Annotated in this window: 22 protein-coding genes; 15 read left to right on the forward strand and 7 right to left on the reverse strand. The window is 68.6% G+C overall.

All coding sequences use genetic code 11. The features are described from left to right. Entirely contained in the window at positions 1–1,191 is a 1,191-nt protein-coding gene (locus ACSFBC_RS02295) for an acyl-CoA dehydrogenase family protein (RefSeq protein ID WP_435508684.1), read from the reverse strand. A gap of 404 nt (positions 1,192–1,595) precedes the next feature. Between ACSFBC_RS02295 and ACSFBC_RS02300 the strand changes: the two genes are divergently transcribed. Beyond that, entirely contained in the window at positions 1,596–1,736 is a 141-nt protein-coding gene (locus ACSFBC_RS02300) for a hypothetical protein (protein WP_435508685.1), read from the forward strand. A 7-nt stretch (positions 1,737–1,743) separates the two neighbouring features. Here ACSFBC_RS02300 and msrB read toward each other — a convergent pair whose 3' ends face one another. Further along, positions 1,744–2,253: a peptide-methionine (R)-S-oxide reductase MsrB gene (gene msrB / locus ACSFBC_RS02305; RefSeq protein WP_435508686.1), complete on the reverse strand. Its 510-nt coding sequence runs from the start codon at positions 2,251–2,253 to the stop codon at positions 1,744–1,746. Positions 2,254–2,474: 221 nt separating this feature from the next. On the opposite strand from msrB, the gene msrA reads away from it, so the two are divergent. Next, positions 2,475–3,206, forward strand: coding sequence for a peptide-methionine (S)-S-oxide reductase MsrA (gene msrA / locus ACSFBC_RS02310; RefSeq protein WP_435508687.1), 732 nt, complete (start codon positions 2,475–2,477; stop codon positions 3,204–3,206). Positions 3,207–3,272: 66 nt separating this feature from the next. Here msrA and ACSFBC_RS02315 read toward each other — a convergent pair whose 3' ends face one another. Beyond that, positions 3,273–4,313 (reverse strand): LacI family DNA-binding transcriptional regulator, encoded by a 1,041-nt coding sequence (locus ACSFBC_RS02315; RefSeq protein ID WP_435508688.1) that lies wholly within the window; start codon positions 4,311–4,313, stop codon positions 3,273–3,275. A 248-nt stretch (positions 4,314–4,561) separates the two neighbouring features. On the opposite strand from ACSFBC_RS02315, the gene ACSFBC_RS02320 reads away from it, so the two are divergent. The 10 genes from ACSFBC_RS02320 (at position 4,562) to ACSFBC_RS02365 (ending at position 16,117) form a co-directional block, all read left to right on the forward strand. Further along, positions 4,562–5,590 carry an ABC transporter permease gene (locus tag ACSFBC_RS02320; RefSeq protein WP_435508689.1) on the forward strand — a complete coding sequence of 343 codons (1,029 nt, stop codon included), beginning with the start codon at positions 4,562–4,564 and terminating at the stop codon, positions 5,588–5,590. 37 nt (positions 5,591–5,627) lie between these two features. Continuing rightward, positions 5,628–6,626, forward strand: a complete 999-nt coding sequence (locus ACSFBC_RS02325; protein ID WP_435508690.1) for a substrate-binding domain-containing protein — start codon at positions 5,628–5,630, stop codon at positions 6,624–6,626. A gap of 77 nt (positions 6,627–6,703) precedes the next feature. Beyond that, positions 6,704–8,311, forward strand: a complete 1,608-nt coding sequence (locus ACSFBC_RS02330) for a sugar ABC transporter ATP-binding protein (RefSeq protein WP_435508691.1) — start codon at positions 6,704–6,706, stop codon at positions 8,309–8,311. Then, entirely contained in the window at positions 8,308–9,345 is a 1,038-nt protein-coding gene (locus tag ACSFBC_RS02335) for an ABC transporter permease (protein WP_435508692.1), read from the forward strand. The genes ACSFBC_RS02330 and ACSFBC_RS02335 overlap by 4 nt, the downstream gene beginning before the upstream one ends. A gap of 39 nt (positions 9,346–9,384) precedes the next feature. After that, positions 9,385–10,392 carry a dihydroxyacetone kinase subunit DhaK gene (locus ACSFBC_RS02340; RefSeq protein ID WP_435508693.1) on the forward strand — a complete coding sequence of 336 codons (1,008 nt, stop codon included), beginning with the start codon at positions 9,385–9,387 and terminating at the stop codon, positions 10,390–10,392. A 10-nt stretch (positions 10,393–10,402) separates the two neighbouring features. Continuing rightward, complete coding sequence (locus ACSFBC_RS02345; RefSeq protein WP_435508694.1) at positions 10,403–11,056, forward strand: dihydroxyacetone kinase subunit L; 654 nt, start codon at positions 10,403–10,405, stop codon at positions 11,054–11,056. Beyond that, positions 11,053–11,946, forward strand: coding sequence for an NAD(P)-dependent oxidoreductase (locus tag ACSFBC_RS02350; RefSeq protein ID WP_435508695.1), 894 nt, complete (start codon positions 11,053–11,055; stop codon positions 11,944–11,946). The genes ACSFBC_RS02345 and ACSFBC_RS02350 overlap by 4 nt, the downstream gene beginning before the upstream one ends. A gap of 19 nt (positions 11,947–11,965) precedes the next feature. Then, on the forward strand, positions 11,966–13,453 hold the full coding sequence (locus tag ACSFBC_RS02355; protein ID WP_435508696.1) for an FGGY-family carbohydrate kinase: 1,488 nt from the start codon (positions 11,966–11,968) through the stop codon (positions 13,451–13,453). 556 nt (positions 13,454–14,009) lie between these two features. Then, positions 14,010–14,699, forward strand: a complete 690-nt coding sequence (locus ACSFBC_RS02360) for a response regulator (protein WP_435508697.1) — start codon at positions 14,010–14,012, stop codon at positions 14,697–14,699. Then, complete coding sequence (locus tag ACSFBC_RS02365; protein WP_435508698.1) at positions 14,699–16,117, forward strand: sensor histidine kinase; 1,419 nt, start codon at positions 14,699–14,701, stop codon at positions 16,115–16,117. Before ACSFBC_RS02360 ends, ACSFBC_RS02365 begins: the two co-directional genes overlap by 1 nt. 37 nt (positions 16,118–16,154) lie before the next feature. On the opposite strand, the gene ACSFBC_RS02370 is transcribed toward ACSFBC_RS02365, so the two are convergent. Then, positions 16,155–16,835 (reverse strand): phosphatase PAP2 family protein, encoded by a 681-nt coding sequence (locus ACSFBC_RS02370; protein WP_435508699.1) that lies wholly within the window; start codon positions 16,833–16,835, stop codon positions 16,155–16,157. A 37-nt stretch (positions 16,836–16,872) separates the two neighbouring features. Between ACSFBC_RS02370 and ACSFBC_RS02375 the strand changes: the two genes are divergently transcribed. Further along, on the forward strand, positions 16,873–17,766 hold the full coding sequence (locus tag ACSFBC_RS02375; protein WP_435508700.1) for a helix-turn-helix transcriptional regulator: 894 nt from the start codon (positions 16,873–16,875) through the stop codon (positions 17,764–17,766). 145 nt (positions 17,767–17,911) lie between these two features. Here ACSFBC_RS02375 and ACSFBC_RS02380 read toward each other — a convergent pair whose 3' ends face one another. Next, positions 17,912–18,097 (reverse strand): hypothetical protein, encoded by a 186-nt coding sequence (locus tag ACSFBC_RS02380; protein ID WP_435508701.1) that lies wholly within the window; start codon positions 18,095–18,097, stop codon positions 17,912–17,914. A 60-nt stretch (positions 18,098–18,157) separates the two neighbouring features. Here ACSFBC_RS02380 and ACSFBC_RS02385 point away from each other — a divergent pair, with 60 nt between their 5' ends. Continuing rightward, positions 18,158–18,367, forward strand: a complete 210-nt coding sequence (locus ACSFBC_RS02385; protein ID WP_435508702.1) for a hypothetical protein — start codon at positions 18,158–18,160, stop codon at positions 18,365–18,367. Positions 18,368–18,389: 22 nt separating this feature from the next. Beyond that, positions 18,390–18,533, forward strand: a complete 144-nt coding sequence (locus ACSFBC_RS02390) for a hypothetical protein (RefSeq protein WP_435508703.1) — start codon at positions 18,390–18,392, stop codon at positions 18,531–18,533. A gap of 40 nt (positions 18,534–18,573) precedes the next feature. On the opposite strand, the gene ACSFBC_RS02395 is transcribed toward ACSFBC_RS02390, so the two are convergent. Beyond that, complete coding sequence (locus tag ACSFBC_RS02395; RefSeq protein WP_435508704.1) at positions 18,574–19,533, reverse strand: threonine ammonia-lyase; 960 nt, start codon at positions 19,531–19,533, stop codon at positions 18,574–18,576. Further along, positions 19,530–20,552 (reverse strand): succinylglutamate desuccinylase/aspartoacylase family protein, encoded by a 1,023-nt coding sequence (locus ACSFBC_RS02400; protein WP_435508705.1) that lies wholly within the window; start codon positions 20,550–20,552, stop codon positions 19,530–19,532. Before ACSFBC_RS02400 ends, ACSFBC_RS02395 begins: the two co-directional genes overlap by 4 nt.

Consider the following 20,552-nt stretch of genomic DNA (forward strand, 5'->3'; position numbering starts at 1 on the left):
TCAGCCGCGCAGCAGGTGTGCGGCGATGAGGTTGCGCTGGACTTCGTTGGAGCCCGCGTAGATCGATGCGGCGCGGTCGTTGAGGTAGGCCGACATCGAGAAGGCCGCTTCCTCGGGCACGGGCAGTTCGCCCTGCAGGCAATCGGCCAGCGGCAGGTTCACCGCGGCGTAGCGGCCGGCGATCTCGATGCCCAGCTCGGTCAGCCGCTGGCGGAGTTCGGAGCCCAGCACCTTGCCCATCGAGGGCCGAATGCCCGGCGGCTCGCCCTGCACCTGCGCGCGCAGGGCCTGCAGCTCGAGCGCCTCGACGGCATCGATCGCGCAATCGGCCTCCGCCAGGCGCAGTGCCATGTCGCGGGCTTCGTCGGCCCCGCTGTGCGGCCACGCCGTGCGTGCCGCCTCGCGCAGCCGCCGCAGCCGGGCGCGCAGCAGCGGCGCCCAGGCATGGCCGCGCTCGTGTGCGAGCAGGTACTTGGCGATGCTCCAGCCCTGGTTCTCCTCGCCCAGCAGCGAGGACACCGGCACGCGCGCATCGTCGAAGAACACCTGGTTGAGTTCGTGGTCGCCCGAGATGCTGACGATGGGGCGCACGGTGATGCCCGGCAGGTCGAGGTCGAAACACAGGAAGCTGATGCCCTGCTGCGCCTTGCCGCCGCTGGCGGTGCGCACCAGGCAGAACATGCGGTTGGACCAGTGCGCATGCGTGGTCCAGATCTTGGTGCCGTTGATCACGTAGTGCTCGCCGTCGCACACTGCGCGGCATTGCAGCGACGCCAGGTCGGAGCCCGCCTGCGGCTCGGAGTAGCCCTGGGCCCAGTAGTCGTCGCCGTTGCGGATGCCGGGCAGCCAGCGCTGCTTCTGTTCCTCGGTGCCGAAGGCGATGATCACCGGCGCCACCATGCGCGTGCTGTTGGGCGCGAGCGGCGGCGCATCGGCTAGCGCGAGCTCGCTCGCGAAGATGTAGTGCTGCATCGGCGTCCAGCCGGTGCCTCCGTGCTCGACCGGCCAGCTCGGCACGCTCCAGCCACGCCGCGCCAGGATGCGGTGCCAGCGGATGCCGTCGTCGTAGTCGCTGAAGATGCCTGCACAGCGGCGGCCCGCGGTGCGCAGTTCGCGCGCCAGGGCTTCGTCGAGGAAGCGCCGGACTTCATCCCGGAATCCGGCCTCGGCCACATTGAGTTTCCAAGCCATCGCTCACCTTTTTCCCACAGGATCGAAGCGAGGAAGTGTTGTGCCGCGAGGCCGTGCGGGCCATCGTCGAAAGCGACGAATGGGGGGAGGCCCGGCTCGGCACGTTCTTGCGCCATGCGTAGGCGCCGGTGTCGGTTCCATGGAAAGAACCTGTGCCATGCGGTGTTTTTAAATGAGAAGCGTTTTCATTTGGGATATGATCGCGCCATCGGAAGAAAAGCAGCTGAAAGCAGCCGCAGCCCTTCCTCAGAATTCAGTTTCATCGTGGGGCGACCCGAGACCCTCAAAAGTCTCCAAGGTCGTTTTTTGCTAGCCATCGGTTCTCCGGCCAGCCATGCATTTTTTCCACGCGATCGATCCACGCCCCAGCGCGGATCATTCGACCCCGCCTCCAGTGGCTGCGCATGCTCGTCGTCTGGCGCGGCTCCGTGATGCGCGACATCGGGCCGCAGCAGCTCGCCACCACGGCCAACCACGCGGCGATCGTTGCCTTCGTCGCCTACACCTTCTTCGCACTCGAGGCGCTGGATGCGATGTCGACCTGAGCCCGCCTCAGGCCGCGCGCGGCGTGAACCGGAGCGACAGGCCGTTCATGCAGTAGCGCAGCCCGGTCGGCTTCGGGCCATCGGGGAACACATGGCCGAAGTGGCTGCCGCAACGCCTGCAGTGCACTTCTGTCCGCACCATGCCGAAGGTCTTGTCGACGTTCTCGCCGACCGCGTTGGGCAAGGGCTGCCAGAAGCTGGGCCAGCCGGTCCGGCTGTCGAACTTGGTCTTCGACGAGAAGGCATCGAGGCTGCAGCCAGCGCAGGCGAAGATGCCTTCGCGGTGCTCGTTGTTCAGCGGGCTGGTGTAAGGCCGCTCGGTGCCCTCCTCGCGCATGACCTCGTATTGCTGCGGCGTGAGCAGCTTGCGCCATTCGGCCTCGGTGCGCTTCAGCTCGAAGGCGCCCGCGGTGGCGGCCAGCGCGGGGCGCGGGTTCCAGCCCAGCGCATAGGCGATGGCCAATGCGAGCGTGGAGCCGCCTGCGAGGAGTGCCGAACGTCTTCCTTGGGGGGTCATGGAAATCCTTCAAAAGTTCGAACGCTGTACATGGTGACGGGCCGTCTGGCGTCGGCCTGCGGCACCGCATCCACGGGGAAGTTCGGCCCGGGCCGTCCGGCGGTTACAGCCACGGTTCGCAGATTTCATGCGCCCCGGCGTAACCGAAGGCGCGCGTCGACCGAATTGAAGGGCACGGATTCGCCGTTCGACGCCCACCTGACCCCGAAGGAAGACCTCAGATGAACACGCAATGGACCCTCGCCGACAAGTTGCCGCGCCGCATGGCGCTCGGTGCCGTGGCGGTGCTGGCCGCCGCGGCCGCCTTCAAGATCGCACCCTCGATGGCGGCGGAGAGTGCCGTCATCATCCCGGCGCCCGCCGACGACCTCGCCACGGTCGCAGCCACTGAAACCGCGGTCGTCGCGGGCGGCTGTTTCTGGGGCGTGCAGGGCGTGTTCCAGCACGTCAAGGGCGTGACCAACGCGGTCTCGGGCTACGCCGGCGGCGACGAGAAGACCGCGCGCTACGAATCGGTGGGCTCGGGCCGCACCGGCCATGCCGAGGCGGTCGCGATCACCTACGACCCGAAGCAGATCAGCTACGGCCGCATCCTGCAGATCTACTTCTCGGTGGCCCACAACCCCACGGAGCTCAACCGCCAGGGACCCGACCGCGGCACGCAGTACCGCTCGACCGTGTTCGCACAGAACGCCGACCAGGCCCGCATCGCCAAGGCCTACATCGAGCAACTCGGCAAGGCCGGCAGCTTCGGCGCACCGATCGCCACCACCATCGAACTGCAGAAGCGCTTCTTCCCGGCCGAGGCCTACCACCAGGACTACCTGACGCTGAACCCGAACCAGCCCTACATCGTGATCAACGACCTGCCCAAGGTCGCCAATCTCAAGAAGGTGTTCCCCGAGCGCTACCGCGCCGATCCGGTGCTGGTCGGGCGCCGCGTGTCCGGCTGAAGTGCGCGCTGCGGGCATCGCAGCCGATGCCGGGCGCCGAAGGGTCCGGACGCCCCGCCCTGCCCGTCAGGCGCCCGCGCGCGATGCCACGCTGTCGCGCACCACGAGGTTCGCGCCGACCAGGATCTTCACCGCGGACTGGCTCTCGGGCGCCCGGATCTGCTCGTCGAGCACGGTGATCGCGAGGTTGCCGATCTTGCGCTTGGACACATCGACCGTGGTGAGCGGCGGATCCATCGTGGCGCTCATCGGCAGGTTGTCGAAGCCGACCAGCGACAGGTCCTGCGGAATCCGGATGTTGAACTCGCGCAGGGCCTTGATGCACCCGTAGGTGATGATGTCGTTGGTGCAGACATAGCACTCGGGCACCGCGAAGCCGCCCTTGAGCTTGGCCAGCATGTCCTGGTAGGCGCCGTCGTAGGTCGAGTCGACCGTGACGATGTCGCGCGGGCTGAAACCCAGGCCCAGGCGCTTCATGCCGTCGACGAAGGCATCGCGCCGCATGCGGAAGTTGGCCGTCTGCACGTTGCTGGCGATGAAGCCGATGTGGCGAAAGCCGCGCTCCGCCAGATGCGACAGCACCTTGTGCACCGCATCGCCGTTGTTCATGTTGACGAAATTGCACTCGAGCAATTCGTGGAAGGTGTCGATCACCACCAGCGGCATGCCGCAGCCCTGGAACAGCAGGATGTCCGCTTCCGTCAGTTCGGTACCCAGCACCACCACGCCGGCCAGCGCGGTGTCGGCCAGCGAGGCCACGATGTCCTCGACCGGCTGCCCCTCGTGGCTCACGACTTCCAGCTGGTAGCCGTACTCGCTGGCCTGCAGCGACATGCCGTCGATGTAGTCGGAGATGAAGGTGTTGTGGTCACGGTTCACCGTGTGCCCGTGCTTGGAAATCTTGAGAAAGCGCAGCGTGCCTTGACGCGCGGGCTTGGTCGCCTTTGCGCCCTTGGGCAGGCGCGGCATGTAGTTGAGCGTCGACGCGGCCGCCAGTACGCGCGCGCGCGTCTCTTCGGAAATCCCACCCTTGCCGTTCATGACGAGGGAGACGGTGGCGGCGGAGACCTCCGCGATGCGGGCGATGTCCTTGACTGTGGACGACATGGGATCGGGGCCTTGGCTGGGGTTCGATGCGTGACGCGCTATCGAAGGTGAACGTTTAGTAAATTCTAAAGTGATTTTTCAGAAGCAACTGCATACAAGCATCAGGGCATGAACTCTGGAAAAGTCGCAAATCTCGTATTAAGGCGAGCCTTCGTACAGTGTCACACCCGGGTTTGCCCTAGGCATTTCGGCTTCCTGCGTGAGATTCAGTTCACTAAAATTCGATAAGACTTTTACTGAACTTGAAGATGAAGCGCGATCCTCAGCTGCTGTTCCTGCTGGCCATCAACGTGGCGGTCCTGGTCGGTGGCGCCGCCATGTCGCGCGGTGCCTTCGTCGATCCGTACAACCTCCAGTCGATGGCCGGTCAACTGCCCGAACTCGGCCTGCTCGCCATCGGCGTGATGCTGGCCATGAGCGCGGGCAACGGCGGCATCGACCTCTCGGGCATCGCGCTCGCCAACCTGGCCGGCGTGACCTCCGCGATGCTGGTGTCGGCCTACGTCTCCGCCGACGACTCGCCGATGCTCTTCACCATCGCCTTCGCCGCGGCGGCGATTATCGTTGGGCTCATCGGCGGCCTGTTCAACGGCCTGCTGATTGCCAAGCTCGGGCTCACGCCGATTCTGTGCACGCTCGGTACGCAGCTGCTGTTCACCGGCCTCGCGGTGGCGCTGTCGGGCGGCCCCTCGGTGCGCGTGGGCAGCGCCGACCCGCTGATGGAAATCGGCAGCGGCCTGCTGCTGGGCGTGCCGATCTCCTTCCTGATCTTCTGCGCGATCACGCTGCTGATCGGCGCCACGCTCAAGTTCAGCCCCTTCGGCATCCGGCTGTTCCTCATGGGCACCAACCCCAAGGCGGCGCGCTATGCGGGCTTCGCGCAGACGCGGCTGCTGCTCACCACCTACGGCCTGGCGGGCACGCTGGCCGGCGTGGCGGGCGTGCTGATCGCCTCGCGCAATGTCAACGTCAAGTGGGACTACGGCCAGTCCTACCTGCTGATCGCGATCCTGATCACCGTGATGGCCGGCGTGAAGCCCGAAGGCGGCTACGGCCGCATGACCTGCCTGTTCCTGTCGGCCACCGCGCTGCAGTTGCTGTCGAGCATGCTGAATTTCGCCGACCTCTCCAATTTCTTCCGCGACTGCGCCTGGGGCCTGCTGCTGCTCGTCTTCCTGGCCATCGGTCGCTACGACGTCGGAAGCCTGTTCAGGCTGCCGGGTCGGTCCGGCACCTCGTCGTCGCAGCTCCCTCCTGCGCCGAAGCATCCGTCCTGAGGGCTTTCCTTTTCCCCATCCATTGGAGACAGACAACATGAAGATCACCTGCGTCAAGACATCGTTGATCGGTGCCGCCCTCCTCGCCAGCGTCGGCGTGCTCCATGCGCAAGACAAGCCGGTCATCGCGACCGTCGTGAAGATCGCCGGCATTCCATGGTTCAACCGCATGGACGTCGGCGTCAAGGAATTCGCGGCCAACACGCCCAGCGTGGTGGCCAGCCAGAGCGGCCCCGCGACCTCCGATGCGGCGCAGCAGCTGAAGATCATCGACGACCTGGTGGCGCGCAAGGTGAACGCGCTGGCCGTGGTGCCGATGGACCCGGCGGTGATCGAGGGCGTGCTCAAGCGCGCGATGGACCGCGGCATCGTCGTCGTGACGCACGAGGCCGATAACCAGAAGAACACCAACGCCAACATCGAGGCCTTCGACAACGCTGCCTACGGCACCGCGCTCAACGAGAAGCTCGCCGCCTGCATGGGCCAGAAGGGCAAGTGGACCTCCTTCGTCGGTTCGCTGGGCAGCCGCACCCATCTGCAATGGGTCGATGCCGGCGCGCAGAACGCCAAGAAGTACGCCGGCATGACGCTGGTCGACGCGAAGAACGAGTCCTTCGACGACGCCAACAAGACCTACGAGAAGGCCAAGGAAATCCTGCGCAAGCACCCCGACCTCAAGGGCTTCCAGAGCTCGGCCGGCAACGACGTGCTCGGCATCGGCCGCGCGATCGAGGAAGCCGGCCTGCAGGGCAAGGTCTGCCTCGTCGGCACCGGCCTGCCCAACCCCTCGGCCAAGCTGCTCGAGTCGGGCGCCATCAGCGCGATCGGCTTCTGGGACCCGAAGGACGCAGGCATCGCGATGAACAAGGCCGCCAAGCTGCTGCTCGAGAAGAAGCCGCTGACCGACGGCATCGACCTGGGCGTCAAGGGCTACGAGAAGGTGCGCGTGACCAAGGGTCCGGGCAAAGGCCTGCTGCTGACCGGCAACGCCATGGTGATCGTCGACAAGGCCACCTACAAGCCCTACATGTTCTGAGCTGAAGCCTGAGCAGAAGGCCCGGCCGGGCCTCTGCCTGCTTCCCGTTCCTTCACGCACAGCCCCGAGGTTTCCGCATGCCTGCCGTCCAGAACCGGCCCGACGCCCCCAGCGCGCGCGGGTCGACGCCCACCCCCGCCTTCCTGGAAGTCAGCGGCATCCACAAGCGCTTCGGCGGCGTGCACGCGCTGCGCGGCGTCGCGTTCTCGATCGAACGCGGCGAGATCTACCACCTGCTGGGCGAGAACGGCTGCGGCAAGAGCACGATCATCAAGATCATCTCCGGCGCCCAGCCGCCCGACGAGGGCACGATCCGGCTCGAGGGCGTCGACCACGCCGCCCTCACGCCGATCACCTCGCTGGCCGCCGGCATCGAGACGGTCTACCAGGACCTCTCCCTCCTTCCCAACATGACAGTGGCCGAGAACGTCGCCCTGTCCGAACAACTGGTGCGCGCCAACGGCCGCCTCGCGCGCCGGCTCGACCATGCCGCGCTGCACGAGACCGCGCGCCGCGCATTGCAGGCGGTCGACCTGCCGAGCACCGACGCCTTCCTCGACACCGTGGTGGCCGATCTGCCGCTGGCGGTGCGCCAGCTGGTGGCCATCGCGCGTGCCATCGCCACCCAGGCCAAGCTGGTCATCATGGACGAGCCCACCACCTCGCTCACGCGGCGCGAGGTCGACAACCTGGTGCGCGTGGTCGCGGGCCTGCAGCGCGACCACGTGGCCGTGCTGTTCGTGACCCACAAGCTCGACGAGTGCTACCGCATCGGCGGCCAGGCGATCGTCTTCCGCGACGGCCAGTGCGTGGCGCAGGGCCCGATCCGCGACTACAGCAAGACCGACCTGGGCCAGCTCATGACCGGCAAGACCATCGACGGCAGCCGCTACCGCACCGGCCGCCCCACCGACACCGAACTGCTGCGCCTCGAGGGCTTCGGCCGCGGCGCGCAGTTCCACGGCGTCGACCTGTCGCTGGCGCGCGGCGAGGTGCTGGGCATCACCGGCCTGATGGACTCGGGCCGCAACGAACTCGGCCTGGCGATCGCGGGCGTGCTCGCGGCCACCGCCGGCACCATGCGACTCGACGGCCAGACCGTGCACCTGGCCCAGCCCTCCGACGCCATCGACCACGGCATCGGCTACGTGCCCGAAGACCGATTGGCCGAGGGACTGTTCCTCGACAAACCGATCCTCTCGAACATGGTGGCGCTGGTGCTCGACCGGCTGCGCAGCGGCCTGGGCCTGCTCGACCAGCGCAAGGCGCGCACCATCGCGCAGGGCCTGGTCGACGAACTGCGCATCGCCACGCCCAACGTCGACCTGCCGGTGCAGTCGCTGTCGGGCGGCAACCAGCAGCGCGTGCTGATCGGCCGATGGCTCACGATTGCGCCGCGGCTCCTGGTGCTGCACGGCCCGACGGTCGGCGTCGACATCGGCTCGAAGGACACCATCTACCGCGCGATCCAGGCGCTGGCCGAGAAGGGCATGGCGCTGATCGTCATCAGCGACGACCTGCCCGAGCTGCTGCAGAACTGCGACCGCATCCTGGTCATGCGGCACGGCGAGATCGCCGCCGCCTTCGATGCCGCGACGGCGCGCGAGGAAGCGCTCTACGACGCCATGACCGCCAGCGGTGCGCCCGCGGCGCCGCACAAGATCCCCGAGGAGACCCTGTCTTGAATGCCCCCAGCACCACCGCCGTGGCGCCCCACGCCGCCGTCGCGCCCAGCCTGTCCTGGGGCGACCGCCTGCGCCGACGCCTCGACCGCCGGCCCGAGCTGTTCACGCTGTTCCTGCTGGTGTGCCTGTGCGCCGTGGTCGGCGCCATCAACCCGAGCTTCTTCCAGGCCTCGTCGCTGTTCGACATCGCGCGCTCCAGCGTGGTGATCGGGCTGTTCGCGCTCGGCGTGTTCGTGATCCTGGCCGCGGGCGGCATCGACGTGTCCTTCACGGCCATCGCCGCGCTGTCGATGTACTCGGTGACGCAGCTCATCGTCACCTATTTCCCCGGTGCGCCGCTGGTGCTGGTGTTCCTCGCGGCCGCTTTGGGCGGCGGGCTGCTGGGACTGATCAACGGCTTCCTGGTGCACGCGCTCCGGGCGCCCTCGCTGATCGTGACCATCGGCACGCAGTACCTGTTCCGTGGCTTCCTGCTGACCTTCATCGGCACGGTCTGGGTCACCTCGCTGCCCGAGCAGATGGACAGCTTCGGCAAGCTCGCGCTGATCGAGCGCACCACGGACGGCGCGCGCGCCGTGCTGCCGGTGTTCTTCCTCGCACTGCCGATCGTGGCCGGCCTGACCTGGTGGATCCTGAACAAGACGCTGATGGGCCGCGCGATCTTCGCCACCGGCGGCAGCCGCGCCGTGGCCGAGCGCCTGGGCTACAACCTGCGCGCCGTGCACCTGTTCATCTTCGCCTACACCGGCGCGCTGGCCGGCCTGGCCGGGATCATCCACGTCTGCAGCAACCGGCTGGCCAACCCCTTCGACCTGGTCGGCATGGAGATCGACGTGATCGCGGCCGTGGTGCTGGGCGGTGCGCGCATCACCGGCGGCACGGGCACGGTCACCGGCACGCTGCTGGGCGTGTTCCTGGTCGTGGCCATCAACAACGTGCTGATCATGACCGGCATCCCCAGCACCTGGCAGCGCGTCGTGGTCGGCGCCTTCATCCTGGTCGCCGGCGCCTTCTTCGCGATCCGCCGCCGCTGACCCTCCATTCGCCCCGCACCCCCTCAAGGAGAACCACCCATGAAGAAATTCCTCAACCAGGCCGAGGACTTCGTCGACGAAATGCTCGACGGCATCTACGCCGCGCATCCCAAACAGGTCGGCTTCGTGGCCAGCGACCGCCGTTGCCTCGTTGCGGCCACGCCCCGTCGCCAGGGCAAGGTCGGCCTGGCCACTGGCGGCGGCTCGGGCCACCTGCCGCTGTTTCTCGGCTACGTGGGCGCGGGCCTGCTCGACGGCGCGGCCGTGGGCGGCGTGTTCCAGTCGCCCAGCGCCGACCAGATGTTCGAGGTCACCAAGGCCATCGACCAGGGCGCGGGCGTGCTCTACATCTACGGCAACTACACCGGCGACATCCTGAACTTCGACATGGCCACCGAGATGGCCGAGATCGAGGACATCCGCGTGCTGTCGGTGGTGGGCAACGACGACGCGGCTTCGTCGGTGGTGGGCGAGGAACACAAGCGCCGCGGCGTCGCGGGCATCTTCTTCGTCTACAAGGCCGCGGGTGCCGCCGCCGCCGAGGGCATGACGCTGGACGAGGTGAAGCGCGTCGCCGAGAAGGCCAAGGCCCAGACCCGCACCATGGGCGTGGCGCTGAGCCCCTGCATCGTGCCCGAAGTCGGCCATGCGACCTTCTCGCTGGGCGAGGACGAGATGGAGATCGGCATGGGCATCCACGGCGAGCCCGGCATCCGCCGCGGCCCGCTGCAGGCCGCCGACCTCGTGGTCGAGGAGATGATGCGCCCCCTGCTGGCCGAGCTGTCGCTGACCCGCGGCGACGAGGTCACGGTGCTGGTGAACGGCCTGGGCGCGACGCCCCAGGAAGAGCTCTACATCCTGTTCCGCAAGGTGTCGCAAATCCTGAACGAGCGCGGTGTCTCGGTGTTCCACGCCTATGTCGGCGAATTCGCGACCGCGATGGAGATGGCCGGCGCCTCGATCTCGCTGCTGCGCATGGACGAGGAGCTCAAGCGCCTGGTCGCCGCCCCCGCGTCCTCGCCCTTCTTCGTCCAGCCACAGCTCTGAGACCCCTGCCATGGACCACATCGCCAAGAACGACCTCGCGGACCTCTTCGAGCGCCTGAGCGACACCTTCACAGCGCAGCGCAGCTTCCTGATCGAACTCGACGGCAAGGTCGGCGACAGCGACCTGGGCATCACGATGAACAAGGGCTTCAACGCGGCCTGGGAATCGGTGAAGGCCAACGCCACCGACCCGATCGGCAAGACCCTGCAGCTCGCGGGCATGGCCATCGCGAAGGCGGCGCCGTCGACCATGGGCACGCTGACGGCCACCGGCTTCATGCGCGGCGGCAAGGCCGTGGGCGATGCGCCGAGCATCGGCACCGCCGAGATCGCGGCCTTCTGGACCGCGTACCACGACGGCGTGGCCGAGCGCGGCAAGGCCAAGCGCGGCGACAAGACGCTGCTCGACGTGCTCGATCCGATCGCAACGTCGTTGCGCGCCTCAGCCGCGGCAGGCGTGGCGCTGACGCCGGCGCTGGAAGCCGCCGCGCAAGCCGCCGCCGACGGCCTCGAGGCCACCAAGGCCATGGTGGCCCAGCACGGCAAGGCCGCGTGCTTCCCCGAGAAGTCGCTGGGCCTGCAGGACGCGGGCGCCACGGTCGGCGTCCTGATCATCGACACCCTGCGCGCGTTCACCGCCGCATCCACCGGAAGTTCTTCATGAAGATCGCAGTCATCGGCACCGGCGTCATGGGCACGGGCGTCGGCCTGACGCTGCTCGGCAAGGGCCACGGAGTGCGCTGCCACAACCGCAGCGAAGTCAATGCGCAGGAACTGGTGAAGGCCGGCGCCACCTGGTGCGCGAGCCCCGGCGAAGCGGCCGAAGGCGCAACGCACGTGATCCTCCTGGTGTGGAACGAGGCCGGCCTGCGCCAGATGCTCGACGGCCCCGACGGCCTGCTCGCCCATGCGCGCGAAGGCCAGGTCTTCATCGACATGAGCACCCAGCTGCCGACCACCGCACGCGAGGTGGCGCAGGCCTTCGCGGCCAAGGGCGCGCTGTTCGTCGACGCGCCGGTGCACGGCAGCAAGGCCGAGGCGCACGCGGGCGGACTCTGGATCATGGCCGGCGCGGACGCGGCCGGCTGGGCCGCCGCGTTGCCGCTGCTGCAGGCCATCGGCGCCACGGTGCACCACATGGGGCCGGTGGGCGCGGGCTGCGCGGCCAAGCTCAGCGGCAACCACCTGGTGTCCTCGGTGCTGGCCGCGCTGGCCGAATCGCTCGCGATGGCGCGCAAGTCGGGACTCGATTGCCACAAGCTGATCACGCTGTGGGGCGAGTCGGACTTCCGCTCGCCCATCATCGAAGGCGCGGGCCGCTCGATGATCGACGGCGACTTCGGTGTTTCCTTCCACCTGCGCACCATGGTCAAGGACACCGAGCTGATCCGCAACCACTCGGAAGCCATCGGCGTGCCGGTGCTGCTCTCGAACACGGTGCACGAACTCAACAAGGTGGCGCAGAACCTGGGCTGGGGCGAACTCAACGCCACCGCCATCTTCAAGCTGTTCGAGCTCATGGCCGGCAACGCGCCGGCCCAGCCGGCCCCCTGACGCGCGGGCGCATCACGGCATGAAGGACCTCCTGCTCGGCATCGACGTCGGCACCTACAGCAGCAAGGCGGCGCTCACGGACCTCGCGGGCCGGGTGCTGCAGACCGCGGTGATCCCGCACGGCATCTCGCTGCCCGCGCCCGGCCACGTCGAGCAGGACGCCGACGGCGTCTGGTGGCACGACGTCTGCGCGCTCGCCCGCGAGATCCTCGCGCGCCCCGGCGTGGATGCTGCGCGCATCGCCGCCATGGCGGTGAGCGCGATCGGCCCCTGCCTGCTGCCGCTCGACGCGCAGATGAAGCCGCTGCGCCCGGGCATCCTCTACGGTGTAGACACGCGCGCCACGGACCAGATCGCCGAACTCGAGGCGGAGATCGGCACCGACACGATCGCCGCCTTCTCGCTGATGCAGCTCAGCAGCCAGGCCATGGGCCCGAAGATCCGCTGGCTGCGCCAGCAGGAACCGGAGGTCTGGCAACGCACCGCGAAGCTGACGTCGGCCACCTCGTACCTGGTCTACCGTCTGACCGGGCGCCTGTGCATGGACCGGCATTCAGCCAGCCATTTCATGCCGCTCTACAACCCCGCGACCGGCGACTGGGATGCGCGCCACGCGGCGGGCGTGTGCCCCCTCGGCATGCTGCCCGAACTGGGCTGGGCCGAGGACCTGGCCGGCACCGTCGGCGCCGAGGCCGCGCAGGCCACCGGCCTGACCGCGGGCACGCCGGTCGCTTTCGGCACCATCGACGCCTTGAGCGAAGCCATCAGCGTGGGCGCGGTGCAGGCCGGCGACCTGATGCTGATGCACGGCAGCACCACCTTCTTCGTGCTCACGCAGGACCGTCCCACGCCCGACCCGCGCGTCTGGACCGTGGCCGGCGCCACGCCCGGCAGCTACGCGCTGGCCGCGGGCATGAGCACCACCGGCAGCCTCACGCGCTGGTTCAAGGACGAGCTCTCGCCGCAGGGCGACTACGCCGCGCTGTTCGCGGCGGCCGAGCAGGTGCCCGCGGGCGCGGGTGGCCTGCTGGCCCTGCCCTACTTCAGCGGCGAACGCACGCCGATCAACGACCCCGACGCCAGCGGCATGATCGTCGGCCTGACGCTGTCGCACACGCGCGACCAGGTGTTCCGCGCGCTGCTCGAGGGCGTGGGCTTCGGGGTGCGGCACAACCTCGAGGCCTTCGCCCAGATCGGCGCGCGCATCGACCGCGTGGTGGCGGTCGGCGGCGGCGCGACCTCCGACACCTGGCTGCAGATCATCTCGGACATCGCGGGCATCGAGCAGATCGTGCCGCAGGTGACGCTGGGCGCCGCCTATGGCGATGCCTTCCTGGCCGGCCGCGCGGCCGGGCTGCTGCCCGCCGAAGCGATCGGCGAGTGGGTCCGGCCCGGGCGCGTGATCGCACCCGACCCGGCGCGGCGCGCCACCTACGACCGGCTGTTCGCGCTCTACCTGCAGCTCTACACGGCCACACGCGACATCGTGCATGCGCTGAAGGCCTGAGCCCGGCGGGGGCTGCTGCGCTCTGCGGTTGGCGCAGCGTTTGCCACATGACCCGGAACCCCGCGTGCGTCACTCGTGCAGCCATCCGTCACCCTGCACCGCTGCCGCGCCACAGACGGCGCCGCTGCAGGCTCTTTCGCGCCGACAGCCAGGGATTGACACGACCAAACCCTACCCGACCGCTGTAGGCGCTGTCCGGGCTGCCATTCTGATTCTTGCGGGAGGGTTGAGTGCCCGCGTGCGAACCGGTCATCGATCGACCTGCAGATGCAGGAGGACCGCTGCCCGGTTCGAGCGAACATGCGCCGAGGGAGGCGCCCCCCAGCACGAGCGCGGCAAGGGCCGAGCAGATCTGCGTTCTCGTCACGGAAACTCCAGGTGGGCATGACGGCGTACAGGTCCAGGTCCTGCCGCGTCGGTGTCCTCGAAGTCTCGAATCGCCACCTGAAGACCGGCTCTGCATTGGCTGAAGATCGGCTGAACTACGCGCCATCTCCGCTGGCGGCGCCGCGCCTTCCTTTAGCTTTTCTTTAGGGTGGGCGGTTAGATTCCCGGGATGAAAATACTTCTGGTGGAAGACGACCTCGATCTGGGCAACGGCATCCGCGTGGCGTTGCAGGATCAGGACATGGAGGTCGTCTGGGTGCGCCGGATCGAGGAAGCGACGCGGTCGCTGCAGTCGGGCACCTGTGACCTGGTGCTGCTCGACCTCGGCCTGCCCGACGGCGACGGCCTTGGCCTTCTCATGCAGATGCGCCGCGAACGGCACAAGACGCCCGTGCTGATCCTGAGCGCGCGCGATGCGCTGGACGATCGGCTGAACGGGCTCGACAGCGGCGCCGACGACTACCTGGTCAAGCCCTTCGTGCTGGCCGAACTGCTGTCGCGCGTGCGTGCGCTCGTGCGCCGCAGCTATGGCTTCGACGACGGAACGGTCGAGGTGCGCGGCCTGTCGCTGCACGAGCCGACCCGGCGCGTGCAGGTGCGCAGGCGGGCGGTGGCGCTCTCGCGCAGCGAGTTCGAACTGCTGAGCCTGCTGATGCGGCGCGTGGACCGCGTGATCACCCGCCGCGTGCTCGAGGAACAGCTGGTGCCCGGCGGGATGGTCAACGAAAGCAATGTGCTCGAGGTGCACATCTCCAACCTGCGACGCAAGATCGGCGACGGCTACATCCGCACGGTGCGCGGCGTCGGCTACGTGATCGACCAGCAGGAGCAGCCGGTGCCGGCCCGCCCCACCGCGTGATGAGCACCGCCGCAAGCCACCCGCCGACCCGCTGGCAACGCTGGACGCGGCCCACGCTGGTGCGCCGCCTGCTGCTGGGACAGGTGGCCACGCTGGCGCTGCTTTGGAGCGTGCTCGTGGGACTGTTCCTGGTCGAGGCCTTCAACCAGGATATGTATGGCGCCACCGACGCCTACGATGCCGTCTTCTCCGTTGCCGAGAACCTGGCCGATCGGCCCGAACTGCAACATGCCAGCCTGCAGGCCATCGACGTGGCACTGCGCGAAGCCTATGGCGACAAGAACGAGCCCGCCATGGCGCCGAGCATCCTGGTCTGGCAGGCGGGACGGCTGGTCTACAAGTCCGACAGCGTGCCCGAAGCCATCCGGAACACCGAACTCGGCACCATCGAGCGGCTGTTCGTCGACGGCCGCTACTGGCGGGCCAGCACGCAGCAATCACCCCGTTCGGACACCCGCGTCGCGCTGGTCACGCCCAGCGACCGCCAGCAGCTGATCGTGACCTTCAACTCGCGCGGCTACTACCTGCTGCCGCTGATCATCAGCATCCCTTTGCTGCTGCTGCCGGCCTGGCTGTCGATACGGCTGGCGTTGCGGCCCTGGCGCGAGGTCAGCGCGGAGATCGCCGCACGCGGGCCGAAGCACCTGACGCCGCTGGCCTTCGCGCCACCGCACGCGGAACTGCGCCCGCTGCTCGACAGCGTCAACGCGCTGATGCAGCGTCTCTCGGACAGTGCGACGCGCGAGCGCAATTTCATCGCCGACGCCGCACATGAACTGCGCACCCCGATCGCCGCCATCCGCATCAACGTCGAGGCCCTGCAGGCGCAGCACCGGCTGAACGAACACCAGAGCGAATTGCTCGACGGCGTGCTGCGCAGCATCGACCGCGCCACCCGGCTGGTGGGCCAGTTGCTGCGGCTGATGCGCAGCAGTGCCGACAGCGATGCCGGTCCCAGCGAGACGCTGGCGCTCGACGAACTGCTGCAGGACCGGCTGGCGGCACTGTCCGGCCTGGCGCAGGTTCGCGGCGTCGAGCTGGAACTCGAGGTCACGTCCCCCGGCCTGTGCGTGCTGGGTGCGCGCGAGGGGCTGACCTCGATGGTCGACAACCTGGTCGAGAACGCCACCAGGTACAGCCCGCCGGCGACCGTCGTCACGGTCCGCCTGGTGCGCGAAGGCAACGAGGCCGTGCTGACCGTGACCGACCAGGGGCTAGGGATCGACCCCGCGTTGCAGGAGCGCGTGTTCGACCGCTTCTTCCGCGCCCCCGACCAGACGCAGACCGGCAGCGGCCTGGGGCTGGCGATCGTCAAGTCGGTGGTCGACAAGCACGGCGGCCGGATCGCGCTCGCGCCGAACGCCACGGTTGGCCGGGGCCTGCAGGTGACGGTGAGGCTGCCGCTGGCGCAGCAATGAGCGCTCGACTGCCGCCCTCGGAAGCGGGGCCTCAGATTCAGATGCCGTCGCGCTTGCCGGCCCCACCGGACGCCCCGAGCTTTGCACCCTGCGTCGGTGCGTGGCGGTCGACCGCCACGAGCTGGTGGGCCTTTGCCTTGAACCGAACCAGCGGCCCGAATTGCGTCCCGTGCTGCAGGCCGAACAGGACTGCAATCACCAGGGCCGCCAGCACCGTGATGTGCTTGGGCGCCGGCGCGAAGAAGCGTGAGGCCGCGATGCACGCCACCGACGCGCCGCCGCCCAGCAGGCTGCCGGCGACCACTTCAGGCAGGGAGTGGAACCGGTAGGCGACGAGGATCCAGGCGATCCCCATCGCGAAGGCGGCCCCGAGCAGGTAGGCCGCGAAGCGGACGTGCCGACCGGCATGCATCGTCAGCAGCCACGCGACCATGGGCCAGACGAAGGCCGACAAGGTGGCATGTCCGCTCGGGCCCCGGAAGTCGATGGCGTCGAAGCCATCGCCCCATCCGAACAGGCCCAGCTTCGTCGCGAACACCAGCGAGGTCACGAGCACGAAGGCGCCCGCCCACAACCAGGCCAGCCCCCGCGTCTGCTTGCGCAGGGCCAGGCACAGCGCGACCGCGCCGACGACCAGCGTGGCCAGGCTGCTGTCGCCCATCCAGAGCAGGAAATGCGAGAAATTACCGGGAACCAGGGGATGAAGAGGCGTACTCACCGTCCCGAGGATAGTCGGTCGGGGCGGCGCTCTTGTGATGGCCGCAACGCGATCGGCGCATGGCGCCCCCCGGCCGGCGCGGCGGGTTTCAAGCGGCGAGCGCCGGCAGATTCAGGAGACGGCGCATCAGGTCGGCCTGCCGGCTCACACCGGCTTTCTCCATCACGCGTTGGATCTGCGTGCGCACGGTGGGCAATGCCGCGCCGCTGCGCTGGGCGATCTCCTGGTCAAACACCATCTGACAGAGGCCTTCCGGAACTTCGTGTGCCTGCGCGAAACCGGTGTCGAGCTGGGCATGGCGCGCCAGCTTCTTGCAAGATTCGACTACGCGATGCTGATCGTCGACGAGGCGCGCGGCATCTGGTACCGCAACGAAGCGGCCGAGCGATTGATGAAGGAGCGCGATGCCGTCTTCGAAAGAGGCGGCGTGCTGGCCACCCGCGACGACCAGGCCGGCACCGCGCTGACGATGGCCATCCGTGGCCTCGGACTTCACGATGCCGTGCCGGCCGGCCAGGTTTCGGCACGATCGGTGATCTCGGTTCCTCGAAGCAGGCACCCGCCATTGCTGGCCCTGGTCAGCGCGCTGCGGCCCTCGGAGTCGATGGGGGCGTTCGGCATGACTGCGCGCGCGCTGGTGATCCTGCACGATCCGGCCGCCGCGCACCCTTCGTTCGACCCGCAGATCATTTCCGAGTGCTTCGACCTCACGCCCGCGGAGGGGCGTGTGGCGGCCCAGTTGGCAGCCGGCGCCGATGCCAAGGACATTGCGTCACGAACGGGTGTCGCGCTTCCGACCGTTCGCACGCATATTCAGCGCGCCATGTTGAAGATGGGGGCCACCCGGCAGGCCGACCTCGTCCGCGCCCTGATGGGGCTCCCGGACCGGCTCGACGCAGACACCCGGCCTTCTGGGGTGTCGCGGCGCTGATCTGCCTTGCTCACCTGACGGCGTACACCATTGAGAAGTACGGGCATCGTCCGGCGACAGACGACAGCCTGCCCCGCGCCCGGCGTGACGGCCGATGACACCCCTCTTTCCCCGGGGCGGCCGGCGTGCCGTCGGCACGCAGCCCTCAAGCCTGCTCGATCGGCTTCAGCCACTCGCCGGCAGCCAAGGTGGGAAGCATCGCACGCAGGCGCTCGTCATGCGCGAGCTCCGCGGCCAGCGCCTCCAGCTCCACGGGATCGACGCTTCGCCAGTGCCGGTGCAGCCGGTGCGCACAGGCCGCAATCCATTCGGTTTCAGGTATGGAATTCATGGCGTGAGTTTAACAAAAAGCTGTATATTCATACAGTCATTTCACAATTCAACACACCGCATGACCGACCGCCCCCACCTCGCCCTGCTGCGGATGCCGTCCTGGCTCGGACCGGCCATGACGGAAGAGATCCGGCTCGACCTGAGGCCGGAATGCTACCTGGTGAGCGCCAAGGGCGAGCGGGTGCGCGTCGTGGAACGCGACAGCGGCCAGCTCGTCTACGCCGGCATCGGGCCGGTGGAGATCGTGGCGGCCGACACCGCGCGCTGACGCCAACCAAGGACCACTCCCCATGATCGACACCACCATCCGGCTCAGAGAATTTCCGGGCCTGCCGCCCGAGGGCGTTGCCACTGCCGTCTTCATGCTCTCGCGCATCGAGGAGCCACGCTTCCGGCTGCGGCGCGAACGGGAGCGCGAGCTGCAGGCCCGCTGAAGCGCCCCGCCTTCGCCAAGGCGGCGGCGCCACACCGACGTCAGTCGCGCGGCATCCCGTCGCTGCCGCTTCCGCACAGCACGACCGCGATCTTCTCGTCGTCCCGCCGCGCGAAGCAGCGCTCGGTCACGGCCGCCACTGCGGTGGCTGCGCCGAGCTCGATCGCGAGTCCGGCATGCCGCCAGGCATCGCGGGCCGCGCTCTCGATCACGGATTCGTCGACCAGCACGATCTCGTCGACATAGCGCTCGATCAGGTCGAAGTTGAGCGGCTCGGTCGAGCGCGCGGCCAGGATCGGCACGATGGTCTTCACGTTCTCGAGCTTGACGATGCGGCCTTCGGCGCGGCAGGTGAACAGCGTCGGGCAGCCCGCCGCCTCCACGCCGATCACTCGGATCGAGGGCTTGCGCAGCTTCGCGGCCTGCGCGATGCCGGCCAGCAGGCCGCCGCCGCCGATGGCCACCACCAGCGTCTCGACCTCGGGCCAGGCTTCGAGGATCTCGAGCGCGGTCGTGCCCTGCCCGATCACCACGTCGCGGTCGGCGTAGGGATGCAGCAAGGCACCGCCCTGCGCGGCCACGTTGGCGCCGGCCGCGTCCCAGCTCTGGTCCCAGAAGTCGCCGTGCACCGTCAGCTTGGCGCCATGGCTCTCGATACGGGCGCGCGTGATCGGCGTGCTGGTGTTCATCACGAACACGTTGGCCGGCAGGCCCAGGGTCTTGCCCACGTAGGCCACGGCGGCGCCGAAGTTGCCGCCCGAGGCGGTCGCCAGACCCTGACGGCGCACGTCCTCGGGCAGGTTGAGCACGCGATTGAACGCACCCCGCGCCTTGAAGGAACCGGTGACCTGCTGGCATTCGGCCTTGAACCGGACCTGGCTCGCGCCACCCGGAAGCCAGGGGTGCGCCGGCACCAGCGGCGTGTTCCGGATGAAGGGCTTCACGCGCGCATGGGCGACGACGTAGTCCTCGAGGGCGATGGGCAACAGCTCGGCGCTCATGCGGCGACCTCCGCGTCGTCCTCGACCAGCACGCACAGGCTGTTGCCCTGTCGCGTGATGCCGAAGGTGCGCTGCGAGTAGACGCTCCCGCCCGCGGCGAAGCGAAGCGCGCGCGGCGTCAGCGAGGGTTCGGTGAGCGAATGCAGATAGCCTGCGACATCGCCCGCGGCCACCGTGTCGCCCAGGCCGTGCAGCGGTTCGAAATACCCGTCTCCAGGCGACAGCAGGTTGCCCCCGCGCGGGACGATGCGCACGCGCCGGCTCGGCGGCGCCTCGGCCGGCAGGGCCGCCGGCACCACGCCCAGTCGCGCCAGCACGCGTGCCAGGCATTCGCGCGTGCGCTTCACGCCATGCGGCGAGACGCTGCCGTTCTCCCCCATCTCGGCGGCGATCGCCGCCAGGCCCAGATGCGCCGCCGCGCCGCAACTGGTGCGCGGATCGCCCATGTTGTCGGTGATGACCGTGAGCTTCGCGCCGAACCAGCGCGCCATGTCCTCGGCGCGCGCGCGCACGGCCGGGTCGAGCGTCGGCGTGACCACCACCTGGGCGCTCTCGTCGATGAACAGCGAGCTGCCGCCCGCATGCAGGTCGACGTAGGCGTCGCACAGCGGAAAGAGAGTGTCGTGGATAAAGGCAGCAATCTGCTCCGTCGGCGTGCCGTAGGGATCGCCCGGGAACACGCGCGCGAGGTTCTTGCCGTCCAGCGGGCTCACGCGCGAGGCCGCACGCAGCGCCGGTGCGTTGGCCGCGGGCATGAGGATCAGCCGACCCTTCACCTGCGACGGCTCGAGCGCACGGATCAGTTCGTTGATGACGATCGGACCCTCGTACTCGTCGCCGTGGATGGCGCCCGTCACCAGCACGGTCGGGCCTTCGCCGTTCCCGATGACGGCCAGCGGAAGCGCCACCGCGCCCCAGGCATCGGCATGCCCCGAATGCGGCAGCCATGCATGGCCGACCTGCTTGCCGGGCAACGCCCAGTCGATGTCCGTGAAAACGGTTGTTCCGCGCTCGCTCAC

The sequence above is a fragment of the Variovorax frigidus genome (assembly GCF_051216515.1).
In the GTDB taxonomy this organism is placed as follows: Bacteria; Pseudomonadota; Gammaproteobacteria; order Burkholderiales; family Burkholderiaceae_C; genus Variovorax.

Excerpts from the sequence above, each read along its gene's own strand:
- ACSFBC_RS02295 (WP_435508684.1), bottom strand. The coding sequence starts at position 1,191 with ATGGCTTGGAAACTCAATGTGGCCGAGGCCGGATTCCGGGATGAAGTC.
- ACSFBC_RS02300 (WP_435508685.1), top strand. The coding sequence starts at position 1,596 with ATGCTCGTCGTCTGGCGCGGCTCCGTGATGCGCGACATCGGGCCGCAG.
- msrB (WP_435508686.1), bottom strand. The coding sequence starts at position 2,253 with ATGACCCCCCAAGGAAGACGTTCGGCACTCCTCGCAGGCGGCTCCACG.
- msrA (WP_435508687.1), top strand. The coding sequence starts at position 2,475 with ATGAACACGCAATGGACCCTCGCCGACAAGTTGCCGCGCCGCATGGCG.
- ACSFBC_RS02315 (WP_435508688.1), bottom strand. The coding sequence starts at position 4,313 with ATGTCGTCCACAGTCAAGGACATCGCCCGCATCGCGGAGGTCTCCGCC.
- ACSFBC_RS02320 (WP_435508689.1), top strand. The coding sequence starts at position 4,562 with ATGAAGCGCGATCCTCAGCTGCTGTTCCTGCTGGCCATCAACGTGGCG.
- ACSFBC_RS02325 (WP_435508690.1), top strand. The coding sequence starts at position 5,628 with ATGAAGATCACCTGCGTCAAGACATCGTTGATCGGTGCCGCCCTCCTC.
- ACSFBC_RS02330 (WP_435508691.1), top strand. The coding sequence starts at position 6,704 with ATGCCTGCCGTCCAGAACCGGCCCGACGCCCCCAGCGCGCGCGGGTCG.
- ACSFBC_RS02340 (WP_435508693.1), top strand. The coding sequence starts at position 9,385 with ATGAAGAAATTCCTCAACCAGGCCGAGGACTTCGTCGACGAAATGCTC.
- ACSFBC_RS02345 (WP_435508694.1), top strand. The coding sequence starts at position 10,403 with ATGGACCACATCGCCAAGAACGACCTCGCGGACCTCTTCGAGCGCCTG.
- ACSFBC_RS02350 (WP_435508695.1), top strand. The coding sequence starts at position 11,053 with ATGAAGATCGCAGTCATCGGCACCGGCGTCATGGGCACGGGCGTCGGC.
- ACSFBC_RS02355 (WP_435508696.1), top strand. The coding sequence starts at position 11,966 with ATGAAGGACCTCCTGCTCGGCATCGACGTCGGCACCTACAGCAGCAAG.
- ACSFBC_RS02360 (WP_435508697.1), top strand. The coding sequence starts at position 14,010 with ATGAAAATACTTCTGGTGGAAGACGACCTCGATCTGGGCAACGGCATC.
- ACSFBC_RS02365 (WP_435508698.1), top strand. The coding sequence starts at position 14,699 with ATGAGCACCGCCGCAAGCCACCCGCCGACCCGCTGGCAACGCTGGACG.
- ACSFBC_RS02375 (WP_435508700.1), top strand. The coding sequence starts at position 16,873 with ATGGCCGCAACGCGATCGGCGCATGGCGCCCCCCGGCCGGCGCGGCGG.
- ACSFBC_RS02380 (WP_435508701.1), bottom strand. The coding sequence starts at position 18,097 with ATGAATTCCATACCTGAAACCGAATGGATTGCGGCCTGTGCGCACCGG.
- ACSFBC_RS02385 (WP_435508702.1), top strand. The coding sequence starts at position 18,158 with ATGACCGACCGCCCCCACCTCGCCCTGCTGCGGATGCCGTCCTGGCTC.
- ACSFBC_RS02390 (WP_435508703.1), top strand. The coding sequence starts at position 18,390 with ATGATCGACACCACCATCCGGCTCAGAGAATTTCCGGGCCTGCCGCCC.
- ACSFBC_RS02395 (WP_435508704.1), bottom strand. The coding sequence starts at position 19,533 with ATGAGCGCCGAGCTGTTGCCCATCGCCCTCGAGGACTACGTCGTCGCC.